At 63.7% G+C, this 20608-nt stretch carries 24 protein-coding genes; 17 read left to right on the top strand and 7 right to left on the bottom strand.

Annotated features, from left to right (window positions below; translation table 11 throughout):
- Positions 1-57: 57 nt before the first annotated feature.
- A complete protein-coding gene (locus tag KJQ96_RS29465; protein WP_213289866.1) occupies positions 58-1122 on the bottom strand; it encodes an MBL fold metallo-hydrolase in 1065 nt (354 codons plus the stop codon).
- Positions 1123-1627: 505 nt separating this feature from the next.
- Here KJQ96_RS29465 and ffh point away from each other — a divergent pair.
- From ffh to KJQ96_RS41810, 9 genes are all read left to right on the top strand, one after another.
- Positions 1628-3178, top strand: coding sequence for a signal recognition particle protein (ffh, locus tag KJQ96_RS29460; RefSeq protein ID WP_213289873.1), 1551 nt, complete (start codon positions 1628-1630; stop codon positions 3176-3178).
- 197 nt (positions 3179-3375) lie between these two features.
- The gene (gene rpsP, locus KJQ96_RS29455; RefSeq protein ID WP_028348470.1) at positions 3376-3708 is read left to right on the top strand and encodes a 30S ribosomal protein S16; all 333 of its coding nucleotides are present in this window, start codon (positions 3376-3378) and stop codon (positions 3706-3708) included.
- A 19-nt stretch (positions 3709-3727) separates the two neighbouring features.
- Positions 3728-4252 carry a ribosome maturation factor RimM gene (rimM, locus tag KJQ96_RS29450; RefSeq protein ID WP_213289865.1) on the top strand — a complete coding sequence of 175 codons (525 nt, stop codon included), beginning with the start codon at positions 3728-3730 and terminating at the stop codon, positions 4250-4252.
- A gap of 10 nt (positions 4253-4262) precedes the next feature.
- Positions 4263-4982 (top strand): tRNA (guanosine(37)-N1)-methyltransferase TrmD, encoded by a 720-nt coding sequence (trmD, locus tag KJQ96_RS29445; protein ID WP_213289864.1) that lies wholly within the window; start codon positions 4263-4265, stop codon positions 4980-4982.
- Positions 4983-5090: 108 nt separating this feature from the next.
- On the top strand, positions 5091-5471 hold the full coding sequence (rplS, locus tag KJQ96_RS29440; protein WP_028348467.1) for a 50S ribosomal protein L19: 381 nt from the start codon (positions 5091-5093) through the stop codon (positions 5469-5471).
- 134 nt (positions 5472-5605) lie between these two features.
- Positions 5606-5740, top strand: a complete 135-nt coding sequence (locus KJQ96_RS41460; protein WP_256441681.1) for a hypothetical protein — start codon at positions 5606-5608, stop codon at positions 5738-5740.
- Positions 5741-5812: 72 nt separating this feature from the next.
- Positions 5813-7219, top strand: a complete 1407-nt coding sequence (leuC, locus tag KJQ96_RS29435; RefSeq protein WP_213289863.1) for a 3-isopropylmalate dehydratase large subunit — start codon at positions 5813-5815, stop codon at positions 7217-7219.
- 103 nt (positions 7220-7322) lie between these two features.
- A complete protein-coding gene (locus KJQ96_RS29430) occupies positions 7323-7523 on the top strand; it encodes a hypothetical protein (RefSeq protein WP_213289862.1) in 201 nt (66 codons plus the stop codon).
- A gap of 236 nt (positions 7524-7759) precedes the next feature.
- The gene (locus KJQ96_RS41810) at positions 7760-8125 is read left to right on the top strand and encodes a hypothetical protein (protein ID WP_213289861.1); all 366 of its coding nucleotides are present in this window, start codon (positions 7760-7762) and stop codon (positions 8123-8125) included.
- Between the two features lie 323 nt (positions 8126-8448).
- Here the strand turns inward: KJQ96_RS41810 and KJQ96_RS29420 are convergent, their stop codons facing one another.
- From KJQ96_RS29420 to KJQ96_RS29410, 3 genes are all read right to left on the bottom strand, one after another.
- A complete protein-coding gene (locus tag KJQ96_RS29420; protein WP_213289860.1) occupies positions 8449-8754 on the bottom strand; it encodes a hypothetical protein in 306 nt (101 codons plus the stop codon).
- Between the two features lie 132 nt (positions 8755-8886).
- Positions 8887-9156 (bottom strand): hypothetical protein, encoded by a 270-nt coding sequence (locus tag KJQ96_RS29415; RefSeq protein ID WP_083754616.1) that lies wholly within the window; start codon positions 9154-9156, stop codon positions 8887-8889.
- Between the two features lie 289 nt (positions 9157-9445).
- Positions 9446-9787 carry a hypothetical protein gene (locus KJQ96_RS29410; RefSeq protein ID WP_213289859.1) on the bottom strand — a complete coding sequence of 114 codons (342 nt, stop codon included), beginning with the start codon at positions 9785-9787 and terminating at the stop codon, positions 9446-9448.
- A 108-nt stretch (positions 9788-9895) separates the two neighbouring features.
- Between KJQ96_RS29410 and KJQ96_RS29405 the strand changes: the two genes are divergently transcribed.
- From KJQ96_RS29405 to KJQ96_RS29395, 3 genes are all read left to right on the top strand, one after another.
- The gene (locus tag KJQ96_RS29405) at positions 9896-10294 is read left to right on the top strand and encodes a metallopeptidase family protein (RefSeq protein WP_213289872.1); all 399 of its coding nucleotides are present in this window, start codon (positions 9896-9898) and stop codon (positions 10292-10294) included.
- Positions 10295-10404: 110 nt separating this feature from the next.
- A complete protein-coding gene (gene leuD, locus KJQ96_RS29400; protein ID WP_213289858.1) occupies positions 10405-11010 on the top strand; it encodes a 3-isopropylmalate dehydratase small subunit in 606 nt (201 codons plus the stop codon).
- A 57-nt stretch (positions 11011-11067) separates the two neighbouring features.
- Positions 11068-11856: a capsular polysaccharide synthesis protein gene (locus tag KJQ96_RS29395; RefSeq protein ID WP_213289857.1), complete on the top strand. Its 789-nt coding sequence runs from the start codon at positions 11068-11070 to the stop codon at positions 11854-11856.
- Positions 11857-12023: 167 nt separating this feature from the next.
- Here KJQ96_RS29395 and KJQ96_RS29390 read toward each other — a convergent pair whose 3' ends face one another.
- Positions 12024-12902, bottom strand: coding sequence for a CoA ester lyase (locus tag KJQ96_RS29390; protein WP_213289856.1), 879 nt, complete (start codon positions 12900-12902; stop codon positions 12024-12026).
- Between the two features lie 102 nt (positions 12903-13004).
- On the opposite strand from KJQ96_RS29390, the gene KJQ96_RS29385 reads away from it, so the two are divergent.
- Positions 13005-13649: a carbonic anhydrase gene (locus tag KJQ96_RS29385; RefSeq protein WP_213289855.1), complete on the top strand. Its 645-nt coding sequence runs from the start codon at positions 13005-13007 to the stop codon at positions 13647-13649.
- A 105-nt stretch (positions 13650-13754) separates the two neighbouring features.
- On the opposite strand, the gene KJQ96_RS29380 is transcribed toward KJQ96_RS29385, so the two are convergent.
- Complete coding sequence (locus KJQ96_RS29380; RefSeq protein ID WP_213289854.1) at positions 13755-14789, bottom strand: aspartate-semialdehyde dehydrogenase; 1035 nt, start codon at positions 14787-14789, stop codon at positions 13755-13757.
- Between the two features lie 190 nt (positions 14790-14979).
- Between KJQ96_RS29380 and KJQ96_RS29375 the strand changes: the two genes are divergently transcribed.
- A complete protein-coding gene (locus KJQ96_RS29375; RefSeq protein WP_309142480.1) occupies positions 14980-15711 on the top strand; it encodes a hypothetical protein in 732 nt (243 codons plus the stop codon).
- A 219-nt stretch (positions 15712-15930) separates the two neighbouring features.
- A complete protein-coding gene (locus KJQ96_RS29370) occupies positions 15931-16311 on the top strand; it encodes a hypothetical protein (RefSeq protein WP_213289852.1) in 381 nt (126 codons plus the stop codon).
- Between the two features lie 172 nt (positions 16312-16483).
- On the opposite strand, the gene leuB is transcribed toward KJQ96_RS29370, so the two are convergent.
- Positions 16484-17596 carry a 3-isopropylmalate dehydrogenase gene (gene leuB, locus KJQ96_RS29365; protein ID WP_213289851.1) on the bottom strand — a complete coding sequence of 371 codons (1113 nt, stop codon included), beginning with the start codon at positions 17594-17596 and terminating at the stop codon, positions 16484-16486.
- Positions 17597-17850: 254 nt separating this feature from the next.
- Here leuB and KJQ96_RS29360 point away from each other — a divergent pair, with 254 nt between their 5' ends.
- Positions 17851-19047 (top strand): YbfB/YjiJ family MFS transporter, encoded by a 1197-nt coding sequence (locus tag KJQ96_RS29360; protein WP_213289850.1) that lies wholly within the window; start codon positions 17851-17853, stop codon positions 19045-19047.
- A gap of 274 nt (positions 19048-19321) precedes the next feature.
- The gene (locus KJQ96_RS29355; protein ID WP_213289849.1) at positions 19322-20491 is read left to right on the top strand and encodes a trans-acting enoyl reductase family protein; all 1170 of its coding nucleotides are present in this window, start codon (positions 19322-19324) and stop codon (positions 20489-20491) included.
- Positions 20492-20608 lie beyond the last annotated feature (117 nt).

Below are 20608 nucleotides of genomic sequence, written 5' to 3'. Positions count from 1 at the left end.
AGTCAATCCGCCGCACCAGATCTGTGCATGCCCTAGTGCGTTCGCAGGGACGACGGGTTAGATCTCGTAAACCTGACCCGGCTTCAGCGCTGCGAACCGCTCCGGTGGAATCTTCGCTTCCTTCAGCGCGTCGGCCAATGCATTGACCGGCGCGTCGATCGCCTCATCGGTGAGCTGGAACGTGCCGTGATGATGCGCCAGCGCTTCCTTAGCGCCGCAATCGGCCAGCGCTTTCACCGCATCAGCCGGATTCATGTGCTGATCCTTCATGAACCAGCGCGGCTCATAGGCGCCGATCGGTAATATCGCCAGCCGCAGCGGGCCATGCTGCTCGGCCACGCGGCGGAAATGCGTCCCTTCGCCGTAGCCGGAATCGCAAACGATGTAGAGTTTGCCGGCCGGCGTCTCCAGCACAAAACTCGCCCACAGCGCCTTGTTGCGGTCGAACAGGCCGCGCGCCGACCAGTGCCGCGTCGGCACCAGCGTCACCGCGATGCCATTGCCGAGCTCCACGCGATCCTGCCAGTCGAACGCCTCGGCTTTGATCGACGCGTCCGCATCGCGCATGGTGATGTCGTTGCCGAGCGGCGTGATCACGCGCGGCGAAAACTTTTCTGCGAGTTTTGACAGCGTCGCGACGTCGAGATGGTCGTAATGGCCGTGTGAGACCAGCACCACGTCGATCTTGGGCAGCGCGTCGAATGCAATGCCGGGATCGTTGTGCCGGTGCGGCCCGGCCCACGAAACTGGCGAGGCCCGCGGCGACCACACGGGATCGACGAGGATGTTGAGATCCCGCGTCTGGATCAGCCAGGAGACATGGCCGACAAAGGATAGCCGCACCTTGTCGCCGGAAACGCGCGGCGGCGGCGTATCGCTCTGGGCATTCGGCACCCAATCCGGCCAGCTCGCGCGCTTGCGGTCGGTGCCGAACTGCCAGCGCAGCACCTCCGCCAGTGACTTTGGTGGCGCGCCGTCGGGATCGAAGAAGCGCATGCCGTCGAAATGATCGGAGACGGGACCCTCATAGGTTTTCATATTGCTGATCCAGACAGACGGCACGCCGACGGCCGCGGCGGCGCCGGCAAAGAATCCCAGAAGGCGGCGGCGGGTAATTGGCACGGGGCGGGTCAGTAAACGCGGGCGACGATGCACATGGGCGTTATATGGAGGGTGCAGGTTCAACTTGGAACTGCGGCAAAAAGGAAGCTGACGCATCGATCGGCCTCATGTCTAAAAAAGGAAGCTGCGTCAAAGCCTTATGCTACATCCCACGGGCGGTTTGGTCTAGTTTCTCCTTGACTTTCGCCCCTTCCGGGCGTTTAACCCCCCCACTTTCTCGGAAAGACGTTCTTTTCGACCCGCCGCCCGGCCCATGAGACCGGAGGCCAACGCCCGACAGCGCGATGCGCCCTCGGGCGCGAAAGTGTTTGGAATATCGTTTTGGCGTTTTGCGCCGGGACATATCTAGGTCGTCATACCCCGCGAAGGCGGGGTATCCAGTACGCCGCAGCTTCTCGGTCGAAACGAGCTGCTCTGGAATACTGGATCACCCGCCTTCGCGGGTGATGACAGTAGTGAAATGGATCGGCGCGGCGCCCGCAAGGGCAGCAACAGGACAACGGCATTGTTCGACAATCTGTCGGAAAAGCTTGGTGGGATACTCGATCGGCTGACGGGCCGCGGTTCGCTGTCGGAGGCCGACGTCGACGCCGCGATGCGCGAGGTGCGTCGCGCGCTGCTGGAAGCCGACGTTGCGCTTGAGGTGGTCCGAAGCTTCATCGACCGCGTCCGCGAGCAGGCGGTCGGCGCCACCGTCGTCAAGTCGGTCACGCCCGGCCAGATGGTGGTCAAGATCGTCCATGACGAGCTGGTCGCCACCCTTGGCGCTGATGGCCAGACCATCGATCTCAACGCGGTGCCGCCGGTCGCGATCATGATGGTCGGCCTGCAGGGCTCCGGCAAGACCACCACCACCGCAAAACTTGCCCGCCGCATGACCCAGCGCGACAAGCGCAAGGTGCTGATGGCCTCGCTCGACATCTACCGCCCGGCGGCGATGGAGCAACTGGCCGTGCTGGGGCGCGACCTCGACATTCCGACGCTGCCGATCGTGACGGGGCAAAAGCCGGCGCAAATTGCCAAACGCGCACTCGAAGCCGGCAAGCTCGGCGGCTTCGACGTGGTGCTGCTCGACACCGCCGGCCGCACCACGCTCGATGAAGAGATGATGAGCGAGGCGGCCGAGATCAAAGCCACGGCCAATCCGCACGAAGTGCTGCTGGTCGCGGACTCCCTGACCGGCCAGGACGCGGTCAACCTCGCGCGCGCCTTCGATCAGCGCGTCGGCCTCACCGGCATCGTGCTGACGCGCGTTGACGGCGACGGCCGCGGCGGCGCCGCGCTGTCGATGCGCGCGGTCACGGGAAAACCGATCAAGCTGATCGGCACCGGCGAAAAGACCGACGCGCTGGAAGATTTTCACCCCAGCCGCATCGCCGGCCGCATCCTCGGCATGGGCGACGTGGTGTCGCTGGTCGAACGCGCGGCGGCGAATATCGACGCCGAAAAGGCCGCGCGCACCGCCGAGCGGATGCGCAAGGGCCAGTTCGACCTCAACGACATGCGCGAGCAGTTGCTGCAGATGGCGAACATGGGCGGCATCAGCGGCTTGATGGGCATGATGCCGGGCATTGCCAAGATGAAGAACCAGATTGCGGCAGCCGGCATCGACGACAAGATTTTGAAGCGCCAGGTCGCGCTCATCGATTCGATGACGCGGGCTGAGCGCAAGAATCCGGACATTTTGAAAGCCAGCCGCAAGAAGCGTATCGCCGCCGGCGCCGGCCAGAATGTCGAGCAGGTCAACAAGCTCCTGAAGATGCACCGGAACATGGCCGACATGATGAAGGCGATGGGCTCGGGCAAGCGCGGCCCGCTCGCCGGCATCGCGCAGGCGATGGGTTTTGGCGGCGGCATGAAGCCGCCCTCGCCGGAGGAGATGAAGGCGCTGGCGGACAAGATGCAGGGCGGTGCCGGTCCAGGCGGCCTGCCGAATTTGCCGAAGGATCTTCCCACCGGCCTGCGCCAGGGATTGCCGAATCTGCCGGGACTTACCGGGCTGAGCGGCAAGCCGACGCTTCCGGGCCTCGGCGGCTTTCCGGGGAAGAAGAAATGATCTCTCGCCAACACGCGCCGTCATCGTCCGCGAAGGCGGACGATCCAGTACGCCGCGCTACCTCGGTTCAATCGCTAATGCCTACGATTACTGGATGCCCCGCCTTCGCGGGGCATGACGGGCGAGGCAAGCCCCCTCGCAATGACGGGATTCATATCGTTCACATCACTGAGTTTCGTATTTAACAGGAGAACTAAATGTCAGTCGTTATCCGCCTCGCTCGCGCAGGCACCAAAAAGCGTCCGGTCTATCACGTCGTCGTCGCCGATTCGCGCTTTCCCCGCGACGGCCGCTTCATCGAGCGTCTCGGCTATTTCAATCCGCTGCTGCCGAAGGACAATGAATCGCGGCTGAAGCTCGACATGGACAAGGTGAAGTCCTGGCTCGCCAAGGGCGCGCAGCCGTCGGATCGCGTGACGCGCTTCCTGGATGCGGCCGGTGTCGTCAAGCGCGCCGCCCGCAACAACCCGGAAAAGGCCGTGCCGCGCAAGGAGCGCAAGGCCCGCGCCGAAGCCGCCGCGAAGGCGTAAGGCTTAGCGGCGCGCGACGGTGAAAACGCCGATTTGCGTCGCCCGTATCGGCGCCGCGCATGGCGTGCGCGGCGCCGTGAAGCTGTGGACGTTCACCGAGGATCCGCTGGCCGTGAAACACTACGGCCCGCTGACGACCAAAGACGGCGCGCGCCAGTTCGAGGTGACGCATGTCCGCGAGGCCAAAGACCATCTGGTGGCGACGCTGAAGGGCATCGCCACCCGCGAGGACGCCGAGCGGCTCAACGGCCTCGAACTCTATGTCGCCCGCGACAAATTGCCTGAGACCGACGAGGGCGAATATTACCACGCCGACCTGATCGGACTTGCCGCCGTCAATGCCGCGGGCGAGCCGCTCGGCCGCGTCATCGCGATTCACAATTTCGGGGCCGGTGACATTATCGAGATCGCGCCTCCGCAAGGCGCCACTATGCTGCTGCCGTTCACCAACGCAGTCGTGCCGACGGTCGATCTGGCCAATGGCCGCGTGGTGATCGAACTGCCGCAGGAAATCGAAGGCGACGACGCCCCGACGCTTACGTGATGGGTTTTGTATGACCTGGCGCGCCACCGTTCTCACCCTCTTCCCCGAGATGTTTCCCGGGCCGCTCGGCGTCAGCCTCGCGGGCAAGGCGCTGGCGTCCGGCCTGTGGGAGCTGGAGGCGCGCGATATCCGGGCTTCAGCCACCGACAAGCATCGGAGCGTCGACGACACCCCGGCCGGCGGCGGCCCCGGCATGGTGCTGCGGGCCGACGTGCTGGCTGCGGCGATCGACGCCGCGGAGATCTCTCCCGATCGGCCGCGCCTTCTGATGAGCCCACGGGGTCGGCCATTGACCCAGTCCATGGTTGCCGAATTTGCCGCAGGATCCGGGCCCCTGATCGTCTGCGGCCGGTTCGAGGGGGTCGATCAGCGGGTGATCGAGGCGCGGAACCTCGAAGAGGTCTCGGTCGGTGACTACGTACTGTCAGGAGGCGAAATCGCCGCGATGGCCCTGATCGACGCCTGCGTACGGCTGTTGCCGGGGGTGATGGGCAAGCAGACCTCGGGAGTAGACGAAAGCTTTTCCGAGGGATTACTGGAATACCCCCAGTTTACGCGGCCGCAGGAGTTCGAGGGCCGCGGCATCCCCGAAATCCTCATCTCCGGCGATCATGCGAAGGTGGCGGCCTGGCGTAGGGCCGAAGCCGAGGCCCTGACCCGGACGCGGCGGCCGGATCTATGGGCGGCGAGGGGCGGCCAAAAAGGCACAAAAAGCACGACAGACGGGTGACAAGCGCGGCCCGATGCCTTATACGAGCGCCAAATCCGCACACGCGCAGGATAGATGGACGTTTGCGCAGCCCCCGGAAGGCTGGGCGCGCCGCCGATGGAGATTTCAATGAACCTCATTCAACAGCTCGAAAAAGAGCAATTCGAAAAACTGTCGGCGACCAAGTCGATCCCCGAATTCGGCCCCGGCGATACCGTGATCGTCAACGTCAAGGTGGTGGAAGGCGAGCGCACCCGTGTGCAGGCCTACGAAGGCGTCTGCATCGGCCGTTCCGGCGGCGGGCTCAACGAGAGCTTCACCGTCCGCAAGATTTCCTACGGCGAAGGCGTGGAGCGCGTGTTCCCGGTGATGTCGCCGATGATCGACTCGATCAAGGTGGTGCGCCGCGGCAAGGTACGCCGCGCCAAGCTGTATTACCTGCGCAGCCTGCGCGGCAAATCGGCCCGCATCGTCGAGAAGCAGGACCGCGCCGCCGCCGTCGGCGAGTAACTTTTCCCGAAAGGGATGTGACCAAAAGCGCGGGGTTTTGCCCCGCGCTTTTTTGTTGCCTGGTACCTATCTAGGCATCAGCCCTGCCAATCGATTGATTGTGACGCCCACGGGCCATGTGTTAGAAATTCAGAATGGTTCTAGATCGCACCAGCGCCGCCTTCGGCACCGCTCAGCTCGTCGTCATCGACGACCGCTCGCGGCTGCCTGGCCGCTTCTTCGGGCGGTTCACGACGTCGGCCACGTCCGAGCTTACGCGCGCAGCTTGACGCTGCGACGTCTGTTGCTTGCGCTTTTCGCGCTTAACCGCTCACGCAGAATTTCCTTTGGAGCTTACGCTCATGTCCAAACCGACCACGCTGTACGACAAGATCTGGAATGACCATCTGGTGCACGAAGCCGAAGACGGCACCTGTCTGCTCTATATCGACCGCCATCTGGTGCATGAAGTGACTTCGCCGCAGGCGTTCGAAGGCCTGCGCGCGACGGGGCGCAAGGTTCGCGCGCCGGAGAAGACGCTCGCCGTCGTCGACCACAACGTGCCGACGACCGATCGCACAAAGCCCAATCCCGACCCTGAGAGTGCTGAGCAGATCAAGGCGCTGGCGGAGAACGCGAAAGAATTCGGCATCGAATATTACAACGAGTTCGACAAGCGCCAGGGCATCGTGCACGTGATCGGCCCCGAGCAAGGCTTTACCCTGCCCGGCACCACCATCGTCTGCGGTGACAGCCACACCTCCACCCATGGCGCGTTCGGCGCGCTGGCGCACGGCATCGGCACCTCGGAGGTCGAACACGTGCTGGCGACGCAGACGCTGATCCAGAAGAAGGCGAAGAATATGCGCGCGGTGGTCGACGGCAAGTTGCCCGACGGCGTCACCGGCAAGGACATCATCCTCGCGATCATCGGCGAGATCGGTACCGCGGGCGGCACCGGCTACGTGCTGGAATATGCCGGCGATGCGATCCGTGCGCTGACGATGGAAGGCCGCATGACGGTCTGCAACATGTCGATCGAAGGCGGCGCCCGCGCCGGCCTGGTTGCGCCGGACGAAAAGGCGTTCGAGTTCCTCAACGGACGTCCAAAGTCGCCGAAGGGCGCCGATTGGGACGCAGCAATGCGCTATTGGGAAAAGCTACGTTCCGATGAGGGCGCGCATTTCGATCACGAGATCCGGCTGGACGCGGCAAAACTGCCGCCGATCGTGACCTGGGGCACCTCGCCCGAGGACGTGGTGTCGATCTCGGGCTTCGTGCCCGATCCCGACAAGATTGAGGACGAGGCCAAGCGGCTCTCAAAGCACCGTGCGTTGAAGTATATGGGCCTGACGGCGGGAACGAAGATCACCGACATCAAGCTCGATCGCGTCTTCATCGGCTCCTGCACCAACGGCCGCATCGAGGATCTGCGCGCCGCGGCAAAGATCGCCGAAGGCAAGACCGTCAACGCCAACGTCAATGCGATGATCGTGCCGGGTTCCGGCATCGTGAAGGAGCAGGCGGAAGCCGAAGGCCTCGACAAGATCTTCATCAAGGCCGGCTTCGAGTGGCGCGAGCCGGGCTGCTCGATGTGCCTTGCGATGAATCCCGACAAGCTGAGGCCGGAAGAGCGCTGCGCCTCGACCTCGAACCGCAATTTCGAAGGCCGCCAGGGCTTCAAGGGCCGCACCCACCTGGTGTCGCCGGCGATGGCTGCGGCTGCGGCGATCGCTGGGCATTTCGTTGACGTCAGAGAATGGCGATAACGCTTCCTTTGTCTAGATAGCGAGACGTTCCGGAAACGGCCCGTTAACAGGCAAGAGCGCACACTGATCCCTTGCGAAGCGCCTTTGCGAGGGACTTTTGGCCGTGACCGACAAGCCTGCATTTGTCGATATGATCAGCGAGGCGACGCGGCAGGTGCGGCGGCGCACGACGCCGCACATCGTCGACCTGCAGCCTGTCGCCACCAAGGAGGCCTCGCGCCTCAGTCACTGGCCGCCGGAGCACTGGCAGCAGTGGCGGATGGAGAAGCTCACTCCGTGGAAGATAAAGCCTTGGAAGGGCTAGGATTGGCATTGCGCTGATTGGGGTCCAATCCCCGCTCGAAAAACAGGCGCCGAACCGGGCGCCTGCTTCGTTTAAGCCTGATCTTACCAATACCGGTATGCATAATAGCGGTGGCGCCACCACGGACGACAGATCCGGCGCGGCCCGTAATAGGTCAAGATCACCCGGCAGCGGCGCGGATAATAGTAGGCCGGGTAGTAGGCCGGGTAGTAGGCCGGCGCGAGGTAGAAGCGGCTGTGGAAGTGACGCCGGTGGTGGAAGTGCCGATGGTGGAAGTGTGGGCGATGAAACGCGTGACGATGTACGAAGCGGTGTCCGCCGCCATGGAAGACGGGTGCCGGACGAAAGCCGCCACGGTGGATCGCCAACCCACCGCCTCTGAACCCGCCGCCGTGAAAGGCCGCGCCGCCACCGCGGAAGCCGCCGCCATGAAAGGCCGCTCCGCCGCCGCGGAAGCCACCGCCATGGAAACCGCCGCCGCCACCACCGCGAAAGCCGCCGCCGGCGAAACCGCCACCGCCGCCGCCGCGGAAGCCACCGCCGATCATCGGGCCGCGCTGTTGAACCTCGGTCGTCAGTCCGTCGGTTGCATATTTCGCTGACGGCGCCGTGCCGGGGGTCGCTAGCGAAAGCGCCTCGGCGCGCTGTTGTGATGCCGCTGCGAGCGCGAATACTGCCGCAGCCGTAACGCCCAGACGGCGGACTAGGCCGCGTCCAGGATCGGATGTTCTCATGGATTTATCCTCCCTAACCGGCGACGCGCGCTGCTCTGCGGCTGGCTCGCGTCGCGTCCTCTGCGATCGCTCCCAACATGACGTTAGAGACAGACACGTGAACGCGCCATGAATGCACCGACCTCAGCGATGAATGCGCAGGAAAGCGCGTTGAAGCGATTCTTGCGGCTGACAGAAGTTGTGCACGCTTACTACCAGAACGGCCCAAACCCGATGCCGAAGGTGAACGGCGCGGGCGCGTAGTAAGGATACGGCCGATAGTAGACAGGCCGCGCGTAATAGGGCCGGTAGTAATAAGGGCGATAATACGGACGGTAGTACGGACGATAATAGCCATAGTGACGATAGTAGCGCCGTTGCGCGCTCAAATCGGTGGCGCCGGATGTGCCGGCGCTTTGCGCCTTCGCCTGCGGCGCCGCGGCGGCCCCATCAATAGCCGCCGGCCCGGTGACCGCGAGCGCGCCGACGACAAGGGTTGCAGAGATCAAGCTCCTCATGATGGACTCCTCTTGCTGAAGCTGATGTCAGAGATTACGGGCGGCAATCTCGCCAGTTTCAAGGCGACCGCTGAAATCGAAACAGGCCCGCGATGAAGCGGGCCTGTGGGCATCTGCACCAAGCTGCCGCAATCACCAGCGGTGCCAGTGACGATGATGATGGTGGTGATGGCGATGATGGTGGTGGTGCCAGCGATGCCACCGATGATGATGGTGATGGTAGCCGCGATGGTAGCCGTGATGTCGCCAATGCACTTCCGTCGTCGCCAACCTGGCATCCTCCTGAACCGCCGCGGCGGCGCCGGGATTGCTGAGCGACAGCGCATTGGCACGCTCGGCCGGAGCGGCAAACGCCAGCAAGGCACCAACGGCGGCAAGCCCAAAAACCTTCACTACCTGCATATCCAGTCTCCTCGGGTCGTCGGATGCACGTCTGCGCCGAATGGCTTGCATCAACTAACGGCATCGCCGCGACACGTGCACAGACTGAAGCAAGCGACTTGAATGCGGTGTGAATGAGTGCGCCATGAACATGAAGAATGCGCCACGAACATGAACAGATGCTGCTTGCCGCGATCTCGCGCACAGTTTGCGCAGACCGCCGTCAGCAACATCAACAGCGTTTGTCCACAGAGCCCTACTCGGCGGCTGTCAGAAAAATGCTCGACAGAAAAATAGAGAGGGGACGAATCTAGCCCGGCTGCCACCAGCAGTTCATGCGCGGGGTGATCACCGTGCCGCTCGGCCGGTACTCCTGCACGTAATGTGCGGTGCAATCGCGCACGGCGTTCGGCCCAGGGTTGTAGCGCGGATAGACACTCGGAGCCCACGGCTCGCTGCGATAGATCGGCACGCGCCGCAGCGGGCGCCGGCGCTGGGCGGAAACATCCGTGACGATCGGCTGCGGCGCCTGCGCGGTTCGCAGCGCTGATGACGCCGTCTGCGCCTGCGCAGCCGCCACGTCAGGGAGCAAAAGCCCGGCCAAGGCAGCCAATAAGGCAGCCGATATGGCGACCGTCACAATCCGCTTCATTGAAGTCCACCCAAAACTGATCCCCCGGTACGGTCACCGATTGGCGCGTCAAAATCAACTCGCAAAACTAGTATGCGCCTGGGCATAACACACGCTAAATACGACGTGATGTGGACCGAAGCAAAAGCGCCCTCGCTCGCCGAAATGGAAGCCATGGCGCATGAGGTGTTCGACCGCCTGCCCAAGGGATTTCGTACCCTGTGCGAGGGCGTGATCATCCGCGTCGACGATTTTCCGACCGACGAGGTCCTGGACGAGATGCAGGCGCAGAGCGAGTTCGACCTGCTCGGCCTGTTCCAGGGCGTCGGCCTGCCGCAGCAGAGCAACCAGGACATCGCCCGCCTTCCCAACATGATTTGGCTCTACCGCCGCCCGATCCTCGACTACTGGGCCGAGCATGAGGAAACGCTGGGCCATATCGTCCGCCACGTCCTGATCCACGAAATCGGGCACCATTTCGGGTTATCGGACGCCGATATGGAGGCGATCGAGGCCGCCGCAGACTAGGCTGGTTCGCGCCAAAACAGGCGGCCTATGCGCAATTTGGCCTTTTGCCGGAGCCGTATTCGCGATAAATCACCGGCCCGTCCCACCTTTTCAACCGGGAAGTGCGATCGATGGAAAAGTTCACCACACTGGAGGGTGTCGCGGCGCCCTTGAAGATCATCAATGTCGACACCGACATGATCATTCCGAAGCAGTATCTGAAGACCATCAAGCGCACCGGCCTCGGCAAGGGCCTTTTCTCGGAACAGCGCTACAATGATGACGGCAGCGAAAACCCGGACTTCGTCCTCAACCAGCCGGCCTATCGCAACGCCAAAGTGCTGGTCGCCGGCGACAATTTCGGCTGCGGCTCGAGCCGCGAGCACGCGCCGTGGGCGCTGCTCGATTTCGGCATCCGCTGCGTGATCTCGACCTCATTCGGCGACATCTTCTACAACAACTGTTTCAAGAACGGCATTCTGCCGATCCGCGTCTCGCAGGACGACCTCGACAAACTGTTCGACGACGCCGAGCGCGGGGCGAATGCCACGCTGACCATCGATCTTCCCAACCAGGAGATCCGCGGCCCCGACGGCGGCAAGGTGAAGTTCGAGATCGATCCGTTCCGCAAGCACTGCCTGATGAACGGCCTCGACGACATCGGTCTCACCATGGAAAAGAAATCGTCGATCGACGATTACGAGGCCAAGCTTAAGAAAGAGCGCGCCTGGGCCTGATTGTGCTACGAGAGCCCCGGTGAAAATCGGGGCTCTTTTGTTAAGGAGGCGGCGTGGATGCGGCCTGACGTCGTCACCTTCTGGCACGGCCGCCTCGACGGGCTGCGACTGACCTGCCTCAGGTCGCAGGTTACCGCCGGCCACAAGGTCACCGTCTACAGTTTCGATCCACTGCCCGGCCTGCCCGACGGCGTCGGCAATGCTGAGGCCGAAGCGATCCTGCCGCATTCCTTTTCCGAGCGGCTGCGTCCGCCCGAGGCTGATGGAAGCTGGCGCGACTGGACCATTTTGCAGTTCAGCGATTTCTTCCGCATGCGGCTGATGGCAGAAAACGCGGGATTGTGGCTCGACGCCGACGTGCTGCTGCTCAAACCGATCGAGATCGATCCCGCAAAGCCTTACTTCGCGTGGGAGCGCCGGCGTCAGCTCGGCAACTCGGTGTTGTACCTGCCGGCAAACGATCCGATCGTACGGGCGTTCGAAGGCCTGATGGAGCAGGAGGATCTGACGCCGGACTGGCTGGCGCTGCGTCATCGCCTCACCTTCATGCTGCGCCAGTTACGTCGCCGATCGAGCCGTCTCTCCGACATCCGCGTCGCGATCTACGGCCCCGCCGCGCTCACCGCGCTAGCGCGCCGTGCCAACGAATTGCAGCACGCGCTGCCGAAGCAGTCGTTCTATGCGGTGCACGCCGAGCCAAAGCTGTTCTTCGAGCCTTCGGGTTTTTCAGGCCTGCTTGCCGACCCCGAAATCATCGGCCTGCACATCTCGCCCAAAGGCCGCGGCGGTGAAAAGCCGATCCCCGGCAGCCTCTATGCCTGGGCGGCGGAGAGGTTTGGCAGATAAGCGCCAGGCGCGCTCTTCCCTTCTCCCTTGTGGGAGAAGGTGGATCGCTGACGCGCAGCGGCAGCGAGACGGATGAGGGTCTGTCTCCGCGGAGGGAACCCCTCATCCGGCGCTTCGCGCCACCTTCTCCCACAAGGGGAGAAGGGAAGAAACGCCAAGCAAGGATTTCAATGCCCCATCGCCGCGATCGCATCCGCGATCGCAATCGTGCGCCGCGCCATATCGGCGTGCAGCCGTTCCACCATCCGCCCGTCGAGCTGGATTGCCCCCCGCGAGGCGTTTTCCGGCTTTTCGAAAGCCGCAATGATCTTGCGCGCCTGCTCGACCTCCTCGGCCGGCGGCGTGAAGATCGCGTTGCAGGCCTCGATGTGGCTCGGATGGATCAGCGTCTTGCCGTCGAAGCCGAGATCGCGGCCTTGCGCGCATTCGGTCGCAAAACCGTCGATATTGCTGATGTCGCTGTAGGGCCCGTCGAGAATTTCCAGCCCGTGCGCACGCGTCGCCAGGATGCAGTGCGTGATCATCGGAATCATCGTGGCGCGCCCCGGCTGCATGCGGATCCGCGTTTCCCGCGAAATGTCGTTCGGCCCGAACACGAATCCCGCAAGCCTGGTTTCGGAATCCCTCGATGCCGCGGCGAGCTTGTCGGCGTCCAGCACCGCGCGCGCGGTTTCGATCATGGCCCAGACCCGGATCGAGGTGGGCGCGTTGATGTCGCTGAGCCGATTGGCGATCGCGTTGAGATCGTCGACGGTGGAGATCTTGGGAACCAGAATGCCGTCGGGCCGCGCCTTGCCGGCCATGGTGACGTCCTCGACCCACCAGGGCGTATCGAGGCTGTTGACCCGGATCAGCACCTCGCGCTTGCCGAACCCGCCGGCCGCAATCGCTTTGGCGATCTGGTCGCGGGCCATTACCTTGGCGTCCGGGGCCACCGAATCCTCGAGGTCGAGGATGATTCCGTCGACCGGCAGGTTGCGCGCCTTTTCCAGCGCCCGCGCGTTAGATCCCGGCATGAACAACAGGCTGCGGCGCGGACGGATCATGGGCTGGTTTCCTTGGATGACCTCGAGACCTTCGCGATATCATCTCGTGCGTACGCCTGAAAGCCTTGTTCCCGTCATCGGCTTATGGTTAGGCATGGCACTATGACCTCATTCCCGCAACATCTGCTCGATGGCTATCGGGCTTTCACCTCGCAACGGCTGCCGACCGAACAGACGCGCTACCGGGAACTCTCCGAGCGCGGCCAGTCGCCCGCCGTGATGGTGATCGGCTGCTGCGATTCCCGCGTCTCGCCGGAAGTGATTTTCGACGCCGGCCCCGGCGAGCTGTTCGTGGTGCGCAACGTCGCCAACCTGGTGCCGGTCTATCAGCCCGACGGCGGCGCCCATGGCGTCTCCGCGGCGCTGGAATATGCGGTCAACGTGCTGCGCATCAAACACATCGTCGTGCTCGGCCATGCCCAGTGCGGCGGCATTCGCGCCTTCATAGACAAGATCGACCCGCTGTCGCCGGGCGATTTCATCGGTCGCTGGATGGCGATGTTCATCAAGCCGGGCGAGGTGGTCGAACAGCGCGAGCGCGAGACGATGCAGGAGTTTACGATCAGGATCGAGAAAGCCGCGATCTTCCGCTCACTGGAAAATCTGATGACGTTCCCGTTCGTGCGCGCCCGCGTCGAGCGCGGCGAGATGGAATTGCACGGCGCCTATTTCGGCGTCGCCGAGGGTTCGCTGTTCGTGCTCGATCAGAAGGCGAAGGAGTTTCGCAGCGTGAGAGGTGGCGAATAGTCGCGTAGGGTGGGCAAGGCGCAACGCGCCGTGCCCACCATCGGTCCTCGATCACGGAACTAAATGGTGGGCACGCTGCGCTTTGCCCACCCTACGAATTCTCCCTTAAGCCGCCTTCTTCTTCGCGGTGATCAGCTTGCGGTTGATCAGGGATTCGGCGATCTGCACCGCGTTCAGGGCGGCGCCCTTGCGCAGATTGTCGGAGACGCACCACAGTACGAGGCCGTTCTCCACCGTCGCATCCTCGCGGATGCGGCTGATATAGGTGGCGTCCTCGCCGGCCGCTTCGTAGGGCGTGACGTAGCCGCCGGGCTCGTGCTTGTCGATCACGAGGCAACCCGGCGCGTTGCGCAGGATGTTGCGCGCTTCATCGGCCGTGATCGGATTCTCGAATTCGATATTGACGGCCTCCGAATGGCCGACGAACACCGGCACCCGCACGCAGGTGGCGGAAAGCTTGATCTTGGGATCAAGAATCTTCTTGGTCTCCGCCATCATCTTCCATTCTTCCTTGGTGTAGCCGTCCTCCATGAACACGTCGATCTCGGGGATGACGTTGAAGGCGATACGCTTGGGGAATTTCTTGTTGATCAGCTCGTCATTGGTGTAGACGGCCTTGGTCTGCGAGAACAGTTCGTCCATCGCATCCTTGCCGGCGCCGGAGACCGATTGATAGGTCGCGACCACGACCCGCTTGATGGTGGCCTTGTCGTGCAGCGGCTTCAGCGCCACCACGAGCTGCGCGGTCGAGCAGTTTGGGTTGGCGATGATGTTCTTCTTGGCAAAGCCCGCGGCCGCATCGGCGTTCACTTCCGGCACGATCAGCGGCACGTCCGGGTCCATCCGCCAGGCCGACGAATTGTCGATCACGACCGCACCCGCGGCGCCGATCCTGGGCGACCATTCCTTCGACACCGAACCGCCTGCCGACATCAGGCAGATGTCGACGTCGGAGAAATCGTAGTGCTCGAGCGCTTTGACCTTCAGGGTGCGGTCGCCATAGGACACTTCGACGCCGACGCTGCGGCGCGAGGCCAGCACCACGACCTCGTCGGCGGGGAATTTGCGCTCGTCGAGAATGTTGAGCATTTCGCGCCCGACATTGCCGGTCGCACCGACGACAGCGACTTTGTAACCCATCGTTCACTCTCCGAGGAAAAATGCCGCCCCGCCGCGTCAAGCGGAAAGGGAGAAGGCAGCGCTTCTATGCGAGAAACGCCGATATGACAACGTTTGGCGGTTGGCGTTTGGGCGTTTGATGCATTCGTTTCCGGCCGATTCGGCCGATTCCCATCATAGGACGACAATTCACCCGGCGCTGGTAAGCTTCGTGGACGAGGTCTACGGCACGCTGGCACGGCTCTGCGCCTATCTGATGACGCTGGCGCTGATGGCCATTGGCGGTATCGCGCTATGGCAGCATTTGCCCGATATCACCGCGATGGAGGCGGCGCCGAAGGCTTGGAGCCAGGCCGGGGACATGGCTCCGGCGTTCGCCGTAAGCCAGTTCATTTTTCCAGGCAAGATAGAGACTTACGAGGTTTTTCGGCATCCCGAGGGGGGCCGCAAGGACGTGTTCCGCTGGAGCGGGCTCGGCGGCATGCCGGTCGCCGAACTCGAAATCTATCGTCCGGGCGAAGAGATCGATCAGGTCGGCTCGGCGGCCGGCTACCTTGCTGCAAGGATGGACCCGGCAGGGCCGCGCGAGCTGGAGGCCGCCGGGATCATCGACAGCAAGTTCGGCGCCGTGACGCTGTTTCGCCGGGTCGGCGGCACGGAGGCCGCCAGCGCATGCCTCCGATTCTTCAAACGCATCGATGAGCCGAAATTCCGTCTCTCGGGCTGGTCATGCCTGGGCGAGGATGTGCCGGCCCGCCGCGCCGCGATCGGCTGCATGCTGAGCCGCCTGATCCTGCTTTCGGCCGGCAACGACACGAAACTCACGGAATTGTTCGCCCGCCACGAAGTCAGGCGCAGCGATTGCGCGGCGTCAGGCGCCCCGGCGCTGTCTGCCGATTGGGTGATGGACGCCGATAACCCGCGGCTGCGCGGCACCCTCTAGAACCCGCATTGGTGGCGTCAAATTCCGCCGCCCCTCACGATTGTGGCAACAAGCGGCCAAGACACTTGTTTTCATGAAACTTTTTCGCTTCGCATCGCATTATTCCGGCTCGGTGTGGCGCAATTGACCTAGCGACGACGGTCTTGCCACGGCTACAATGCACGCAACCAGATTTGACGATCCGCCGGCCCGTCATGGGCGGACAATGACGAGGATGCAATGACCCGAAAATTCCCTGCTGCGAGCAAGCTCGCGATGTTGCTTGCCGCGGCCGCCCTCGTCGCTATTGGCACGACCTCGGCCGACGCCCAGTCCAGGCAGCAATACGACCGCGACGGCCGCCCCTATTACGGCCCGAACGGCCCCAACCGGTCGTACCAGCAGGGCCCGCGCACCCGCGTCTACGTCACCACGCGCTCCTGGCTCGATGCCGGCACCGAAGTGCTGCCGGGCGATCGCAAGTTCCAGGACTACGCCTTCCCGCCGGATCTGGGATATCCGTCGTTCGGCCGCGAAAACCTCAACCGGCCGATCGACCGCCAGCCGCTCAACCCGCCGTCGGACATGGGCGGCTATCCGCAGCGCTTCCCGCTGTATTGATCTAGATCGAATAACCACGCCGTCGCCCCCTGCGAACGCATTGCGAACGCAGGGGCCCATACGCCGCGGCTTCTCGATTCAGGCACGTTGGCCGACGGCTTTCGCTTCACGACCGAGGGCTGTGGTTATGGGTCCCTGCGTTCGCAGGGACGACACCGAATTTTTTGCGCGCTTACGCGTGCAGCTTCTGCAATTCCTTCAAAATCGCCTCGCCCATCTGCGTTGTTGAGGCTGCCGTCGTGCCCTCGGACTTGATATCCGCCGTACGCAATCCACTCGCCAGCACCGCTGCGATCGCCGCGTCGACCTTGTCGGCCAGCGCGCCCATATCGAAGGAATAGCGCAGCGCCATCCCGAACGACGAAATCATCGCGATCGGATTAGCGAGGCCCTTGCCGGCGATGTCGGGCGCCGAGCCGTGCACCGGCTCGAACAGCGAGCGGCGCTTTTTGGTCTTGGCGTCGACCTCGCCGAGCGAAGCCGAGGGCAGCATGCCGAGCGATCCCGTGAGCATCGCCGCGATATCGGACAGCATGTCGCCGAACAGATTGTCGGTCACGATGACGTCGAACTGTTTTGGCGCCTTCACCAGCATCATGCCGCCGGAATCGGCGAGCTGATGCTCCAGCGTCACGTCGTTATATTCGCGCGCATGGACGGCCGTCATGACCTCGTTCCAGAGCACGCCCGATTTCATGACGTTGCGCTTTTCCATCGACGTCACCTTGTTGCGGCGCTTGCGCGCCAAATCGAAGGCGACGCGGCCGATGCGCTCGATCTCATAGGTGTCGTAGACCTGGGTATCGATGGCGCGCTTCTGGCCGTTGCCGAGATCGGTGATGGTTTTCGGCTCGCCGAAATAGACGCCGCCGGTCAGTTCGCGCACGATCATGATGTCGAGGCCTTCGACCGCCTCGCGCTTCAGGCTGGAAGCATCGGCGAGCGCCGGGTAGCACACGGCGGGACGCAGATTGGCGAACAGGCCGAGATCCTTGCGCAGGCGCAACAAGCCCGCTTCGGGGCGCGCCTCGTAGGGCACGCTGTCCCACTTGGGACCACCGACCGCGCCGAAGATGATGGCATCGGCCGCCTTGGCTTTGTCCATGTCGCCTTCCGAGATCGACACCTTGTGCGCGTCATAGGCGGAGCCGCCGACCAACCCCTGCTCGGTCTCGAATGACGCGATGCCTGCCGCGTTCAGCCAGTCGATCAGGCGCTGCACCTCCCCCATCACTTCGGGGCCGATACCATCGCCAGGGAGAAGCAGCAGTTTATGGGTCGCCATGGAAGATCCTTGCTATGTTCGTCATTCCGGGACGGCGCGATGCGCCGGACCCGGAATCCCGAGATTGGATGCGACGCGATTCCCCGATGCGCAATTGCGCATCTGAGGTTCGCGGCTTTGCCGCGCCCCGGAATGACGGGGCCGGCGGGAGTGCTAGAGCGGCATTGCGCGATTGGCAAGACACCATTGCGGCCGCAGAGCCTGTGCATCCCCCTGCCGGCCTGCCACAATGCCGTTCCGCCGGAGCAAATTCCTTGCACGCCCCCGACCGTCCCGCGAGTTACGCGCATCCCGCACGGCTGATCCTCATTCTGTCGCTGGCGCCGACCGTCGGTCTCGGCATCGGCCGCTTTGCCTATGCGCTGGTGCTGCCTGACATGCGCGACACCCTGGCCTGGAGCTATTCCGCGGCCGGTTTCATGAACACCATCAACGCCGCCGGCTATCTCGCGGGCGCCCTGCTCGCCTCGCGCATGATCCGGCGTTTTGGACTGGCCGCTTCGGTTCGATGGGGCACGCTGGCCTGCGTGCTATCGCTGGCGCTCTGCGCCACCACAGGGAATTTCTACGTCCTGAGTTTTGCGCGGCTTCTGGCGGGCGTTGGCGCCGCGGCCGGATTCGTCGGCGGCGGCGCGCTGGCGGCGACCATTGCGCAGTCGCGCCCCGAGCGGGCGAATTTTCTGCTCAGCCTGTTCTATGCCGGCCCCGGGATCGGCATCCTGGCGTCGGGACTGGTGGCGCCGTTCGTGCTGCAGGGCTTTGGGCCGGGCTCGTGGTGGATGGTCTGGTGGGCGATGACCGTGCTGGCGGTCGTCATGACGATCCCGGTCCTGCTCGCACCGTTTCATGCCGGTGCAGCCCTGACCGAAACGACGGCGGCCAAATTCGCCGTCGCGCCGGTCGTGATCTATCTCGCCGGCTATTTTCTGTTTGGCGCCGGCTACATCGCCTACATGACCTTCATGATCGCCTATATCCGCGACGCGGGTGGTAGCGCCGCGGCGCAGAGCGCGTTCTGGAGCCTGATCGGTGTCAGCGCTTTCATCACGCCCTGGGTATGGCGCCGCGTACTGGCGCTCGACCGCGGCGGCCTCGCCACCACGATCATTCTCGGCGTCAACGCCATTGGCGCGGCGATGCCGATCTTCGGGCACTCGGTGTGGTTGCTCGCCACATCGGCGCTGGTATTCGGCGTCGCGTTCTTCGCCGTGGTCGGCTCCACCACCGCCTTCGTCCGCTTCAACTACCCGCCGCCGGCCTGGCCTACCGCGATTGCTGCGATGACGATTTCATTCGGCGTCGGCCAGACGCTGGGCCCGATCCTGGTCGGCGCGATCACGGATACGCTGGGCAGCCTGTCGTTCGCGCTGAATGTTTCCGCGGCGATGCTGGCGCTGGGCGCGGTGCTGTCGGCGTTTCAGAGGAAGGTAGTGCGGAAATCTCCGCCGTGATGCGTTCTCCATCCACGGGTCGTCCCTGCGAACGCAGGGATCCATAACCACAGGATTTCGTGGTTATACGAGGCTGTTTGCTCCAGCCTTTTCCAATATTCAGATCACGCGGTATGGGTCCCTGCGTTCGCAGGGACGACGGGAGTGTAGCAGTTTGCGGCATAAAGTGACGTCGCCTGATGGTAAGGTGTCTGCTCGGCAGCGGGAACTGTGGTACTCTCCACCAAACGCGATGGGGCGGTAGCTCTCCCGGGTCTCGAGGAGGACCAACGTCGTGAAGCGGGACTTCGACCTCGTCGTCTATGGTGCGACGGGTTACACCGGCCGTCTCATCGCCGAGTATCTGGCGACGTCCTATCGCGGCGACGATGCTCCGTCCTGGGCGATCGCGGGGCGCTCGACCGATAAGCTCCGGAAGGTGCGTGTCGACATCGGCGCACCGGACGATTTGCCGTTCGTCAAGGCGAATGCCGACGAGCCGGCCAGCCTGCGTTCGATGTGCGAGCGTGCGGCCGTGATCATCACAACTGTCGGACCCTATCAGCTCCACGGTCCCGGGCTGGTGGCGGCCTGCGCGGCCACGGGAACGGCCTATGTTGATCTCTGCGGCGAGCCGGTTTGGATGCGGCGCATGATCGACGCCTATCACGAAGAGGCGAAACGGACCGGCTCGCGCATCGTCTTCTCCTGCGGCTTCGATTCCATCCCGTTCGACCTCGGCGTGCTCACGGTGCAGGAGAAGGCGCGCGAGAAATTCGGACGTCCGGCGCGGCGGGTCAAAGCCCGCCTGCGCAGGGTGAAAGGCGGCATGTCTGGCGGCACCGCCGCGAGCGCCCAGGCGACATTGGCCGCCGCCGCGCGCGACCCGGCCCTGATCGGGCTGCTGACCGACCCCTTCGCGTTGACGCCGGGGTTCACCGGGCCGTCTCAGCCGTCGGGCCTCATCCCCGAATACGACCCGCACATGAACGCATGGCTCGTGCCGTTCCCCATGGCGCCGGTCAACACCAAGAACGTGCACCGCACGAATTTCCTGTTGGGTCATCTCTACGGCAGGGATTTCGTCTACGACGAGATGATGGTCGCGCCGGGATTGGGAGAAATCGCCAGCGTGACGACCGAGACGTTCGCCACGGCGTTTTCCTTGTTCAGGACCGGCGGTCTCAAACCCGGCGCGGGCCCCTCCCGGGAACAGCGCGAGAAGGGCTTCTACGACATCCTCTTCCTGGGCGAGCTGCCGGATGGCGGACGGGTCGAGACGGTCGTCAAGGGCGACCGCGATCCCGGCTACGGCTCGACCAGCAAGATGATCGCCGAGAGCGCTCTCTGCCTCGTGCGCGACGTGCAGGGCGAGGGCGGCATCTGGACGCCGGCCGCGCTGATGGGTCCGGCGTTGCGCAAGCGTCTGACGGAGCGCGCCGGCCTCACCTTCAGTGCGCGTTGAGGTAACGCTCAGAACTGCAGCGGCGCGATCCAGTGCGGTTACTTCGCGCAGCTCCAACACCACCGCACCCTCTCGCCTTTGCGCGAGAGGATGCCTATGTTGCGCAGTACCTGCAGC

It is taken from the genome of Bradyrhizobium sp. sGM-13 (assembly GCF_018398875.1).
Lineage (GTDB): Bacteria > Pseudomonadota > Alphaproteobacteria > Rhizobiales > Xanthobacteraceae > Bradyrhizobium.
This window is presented reverse-complemented; position numbering and strand designations above follow the sequence as displayed.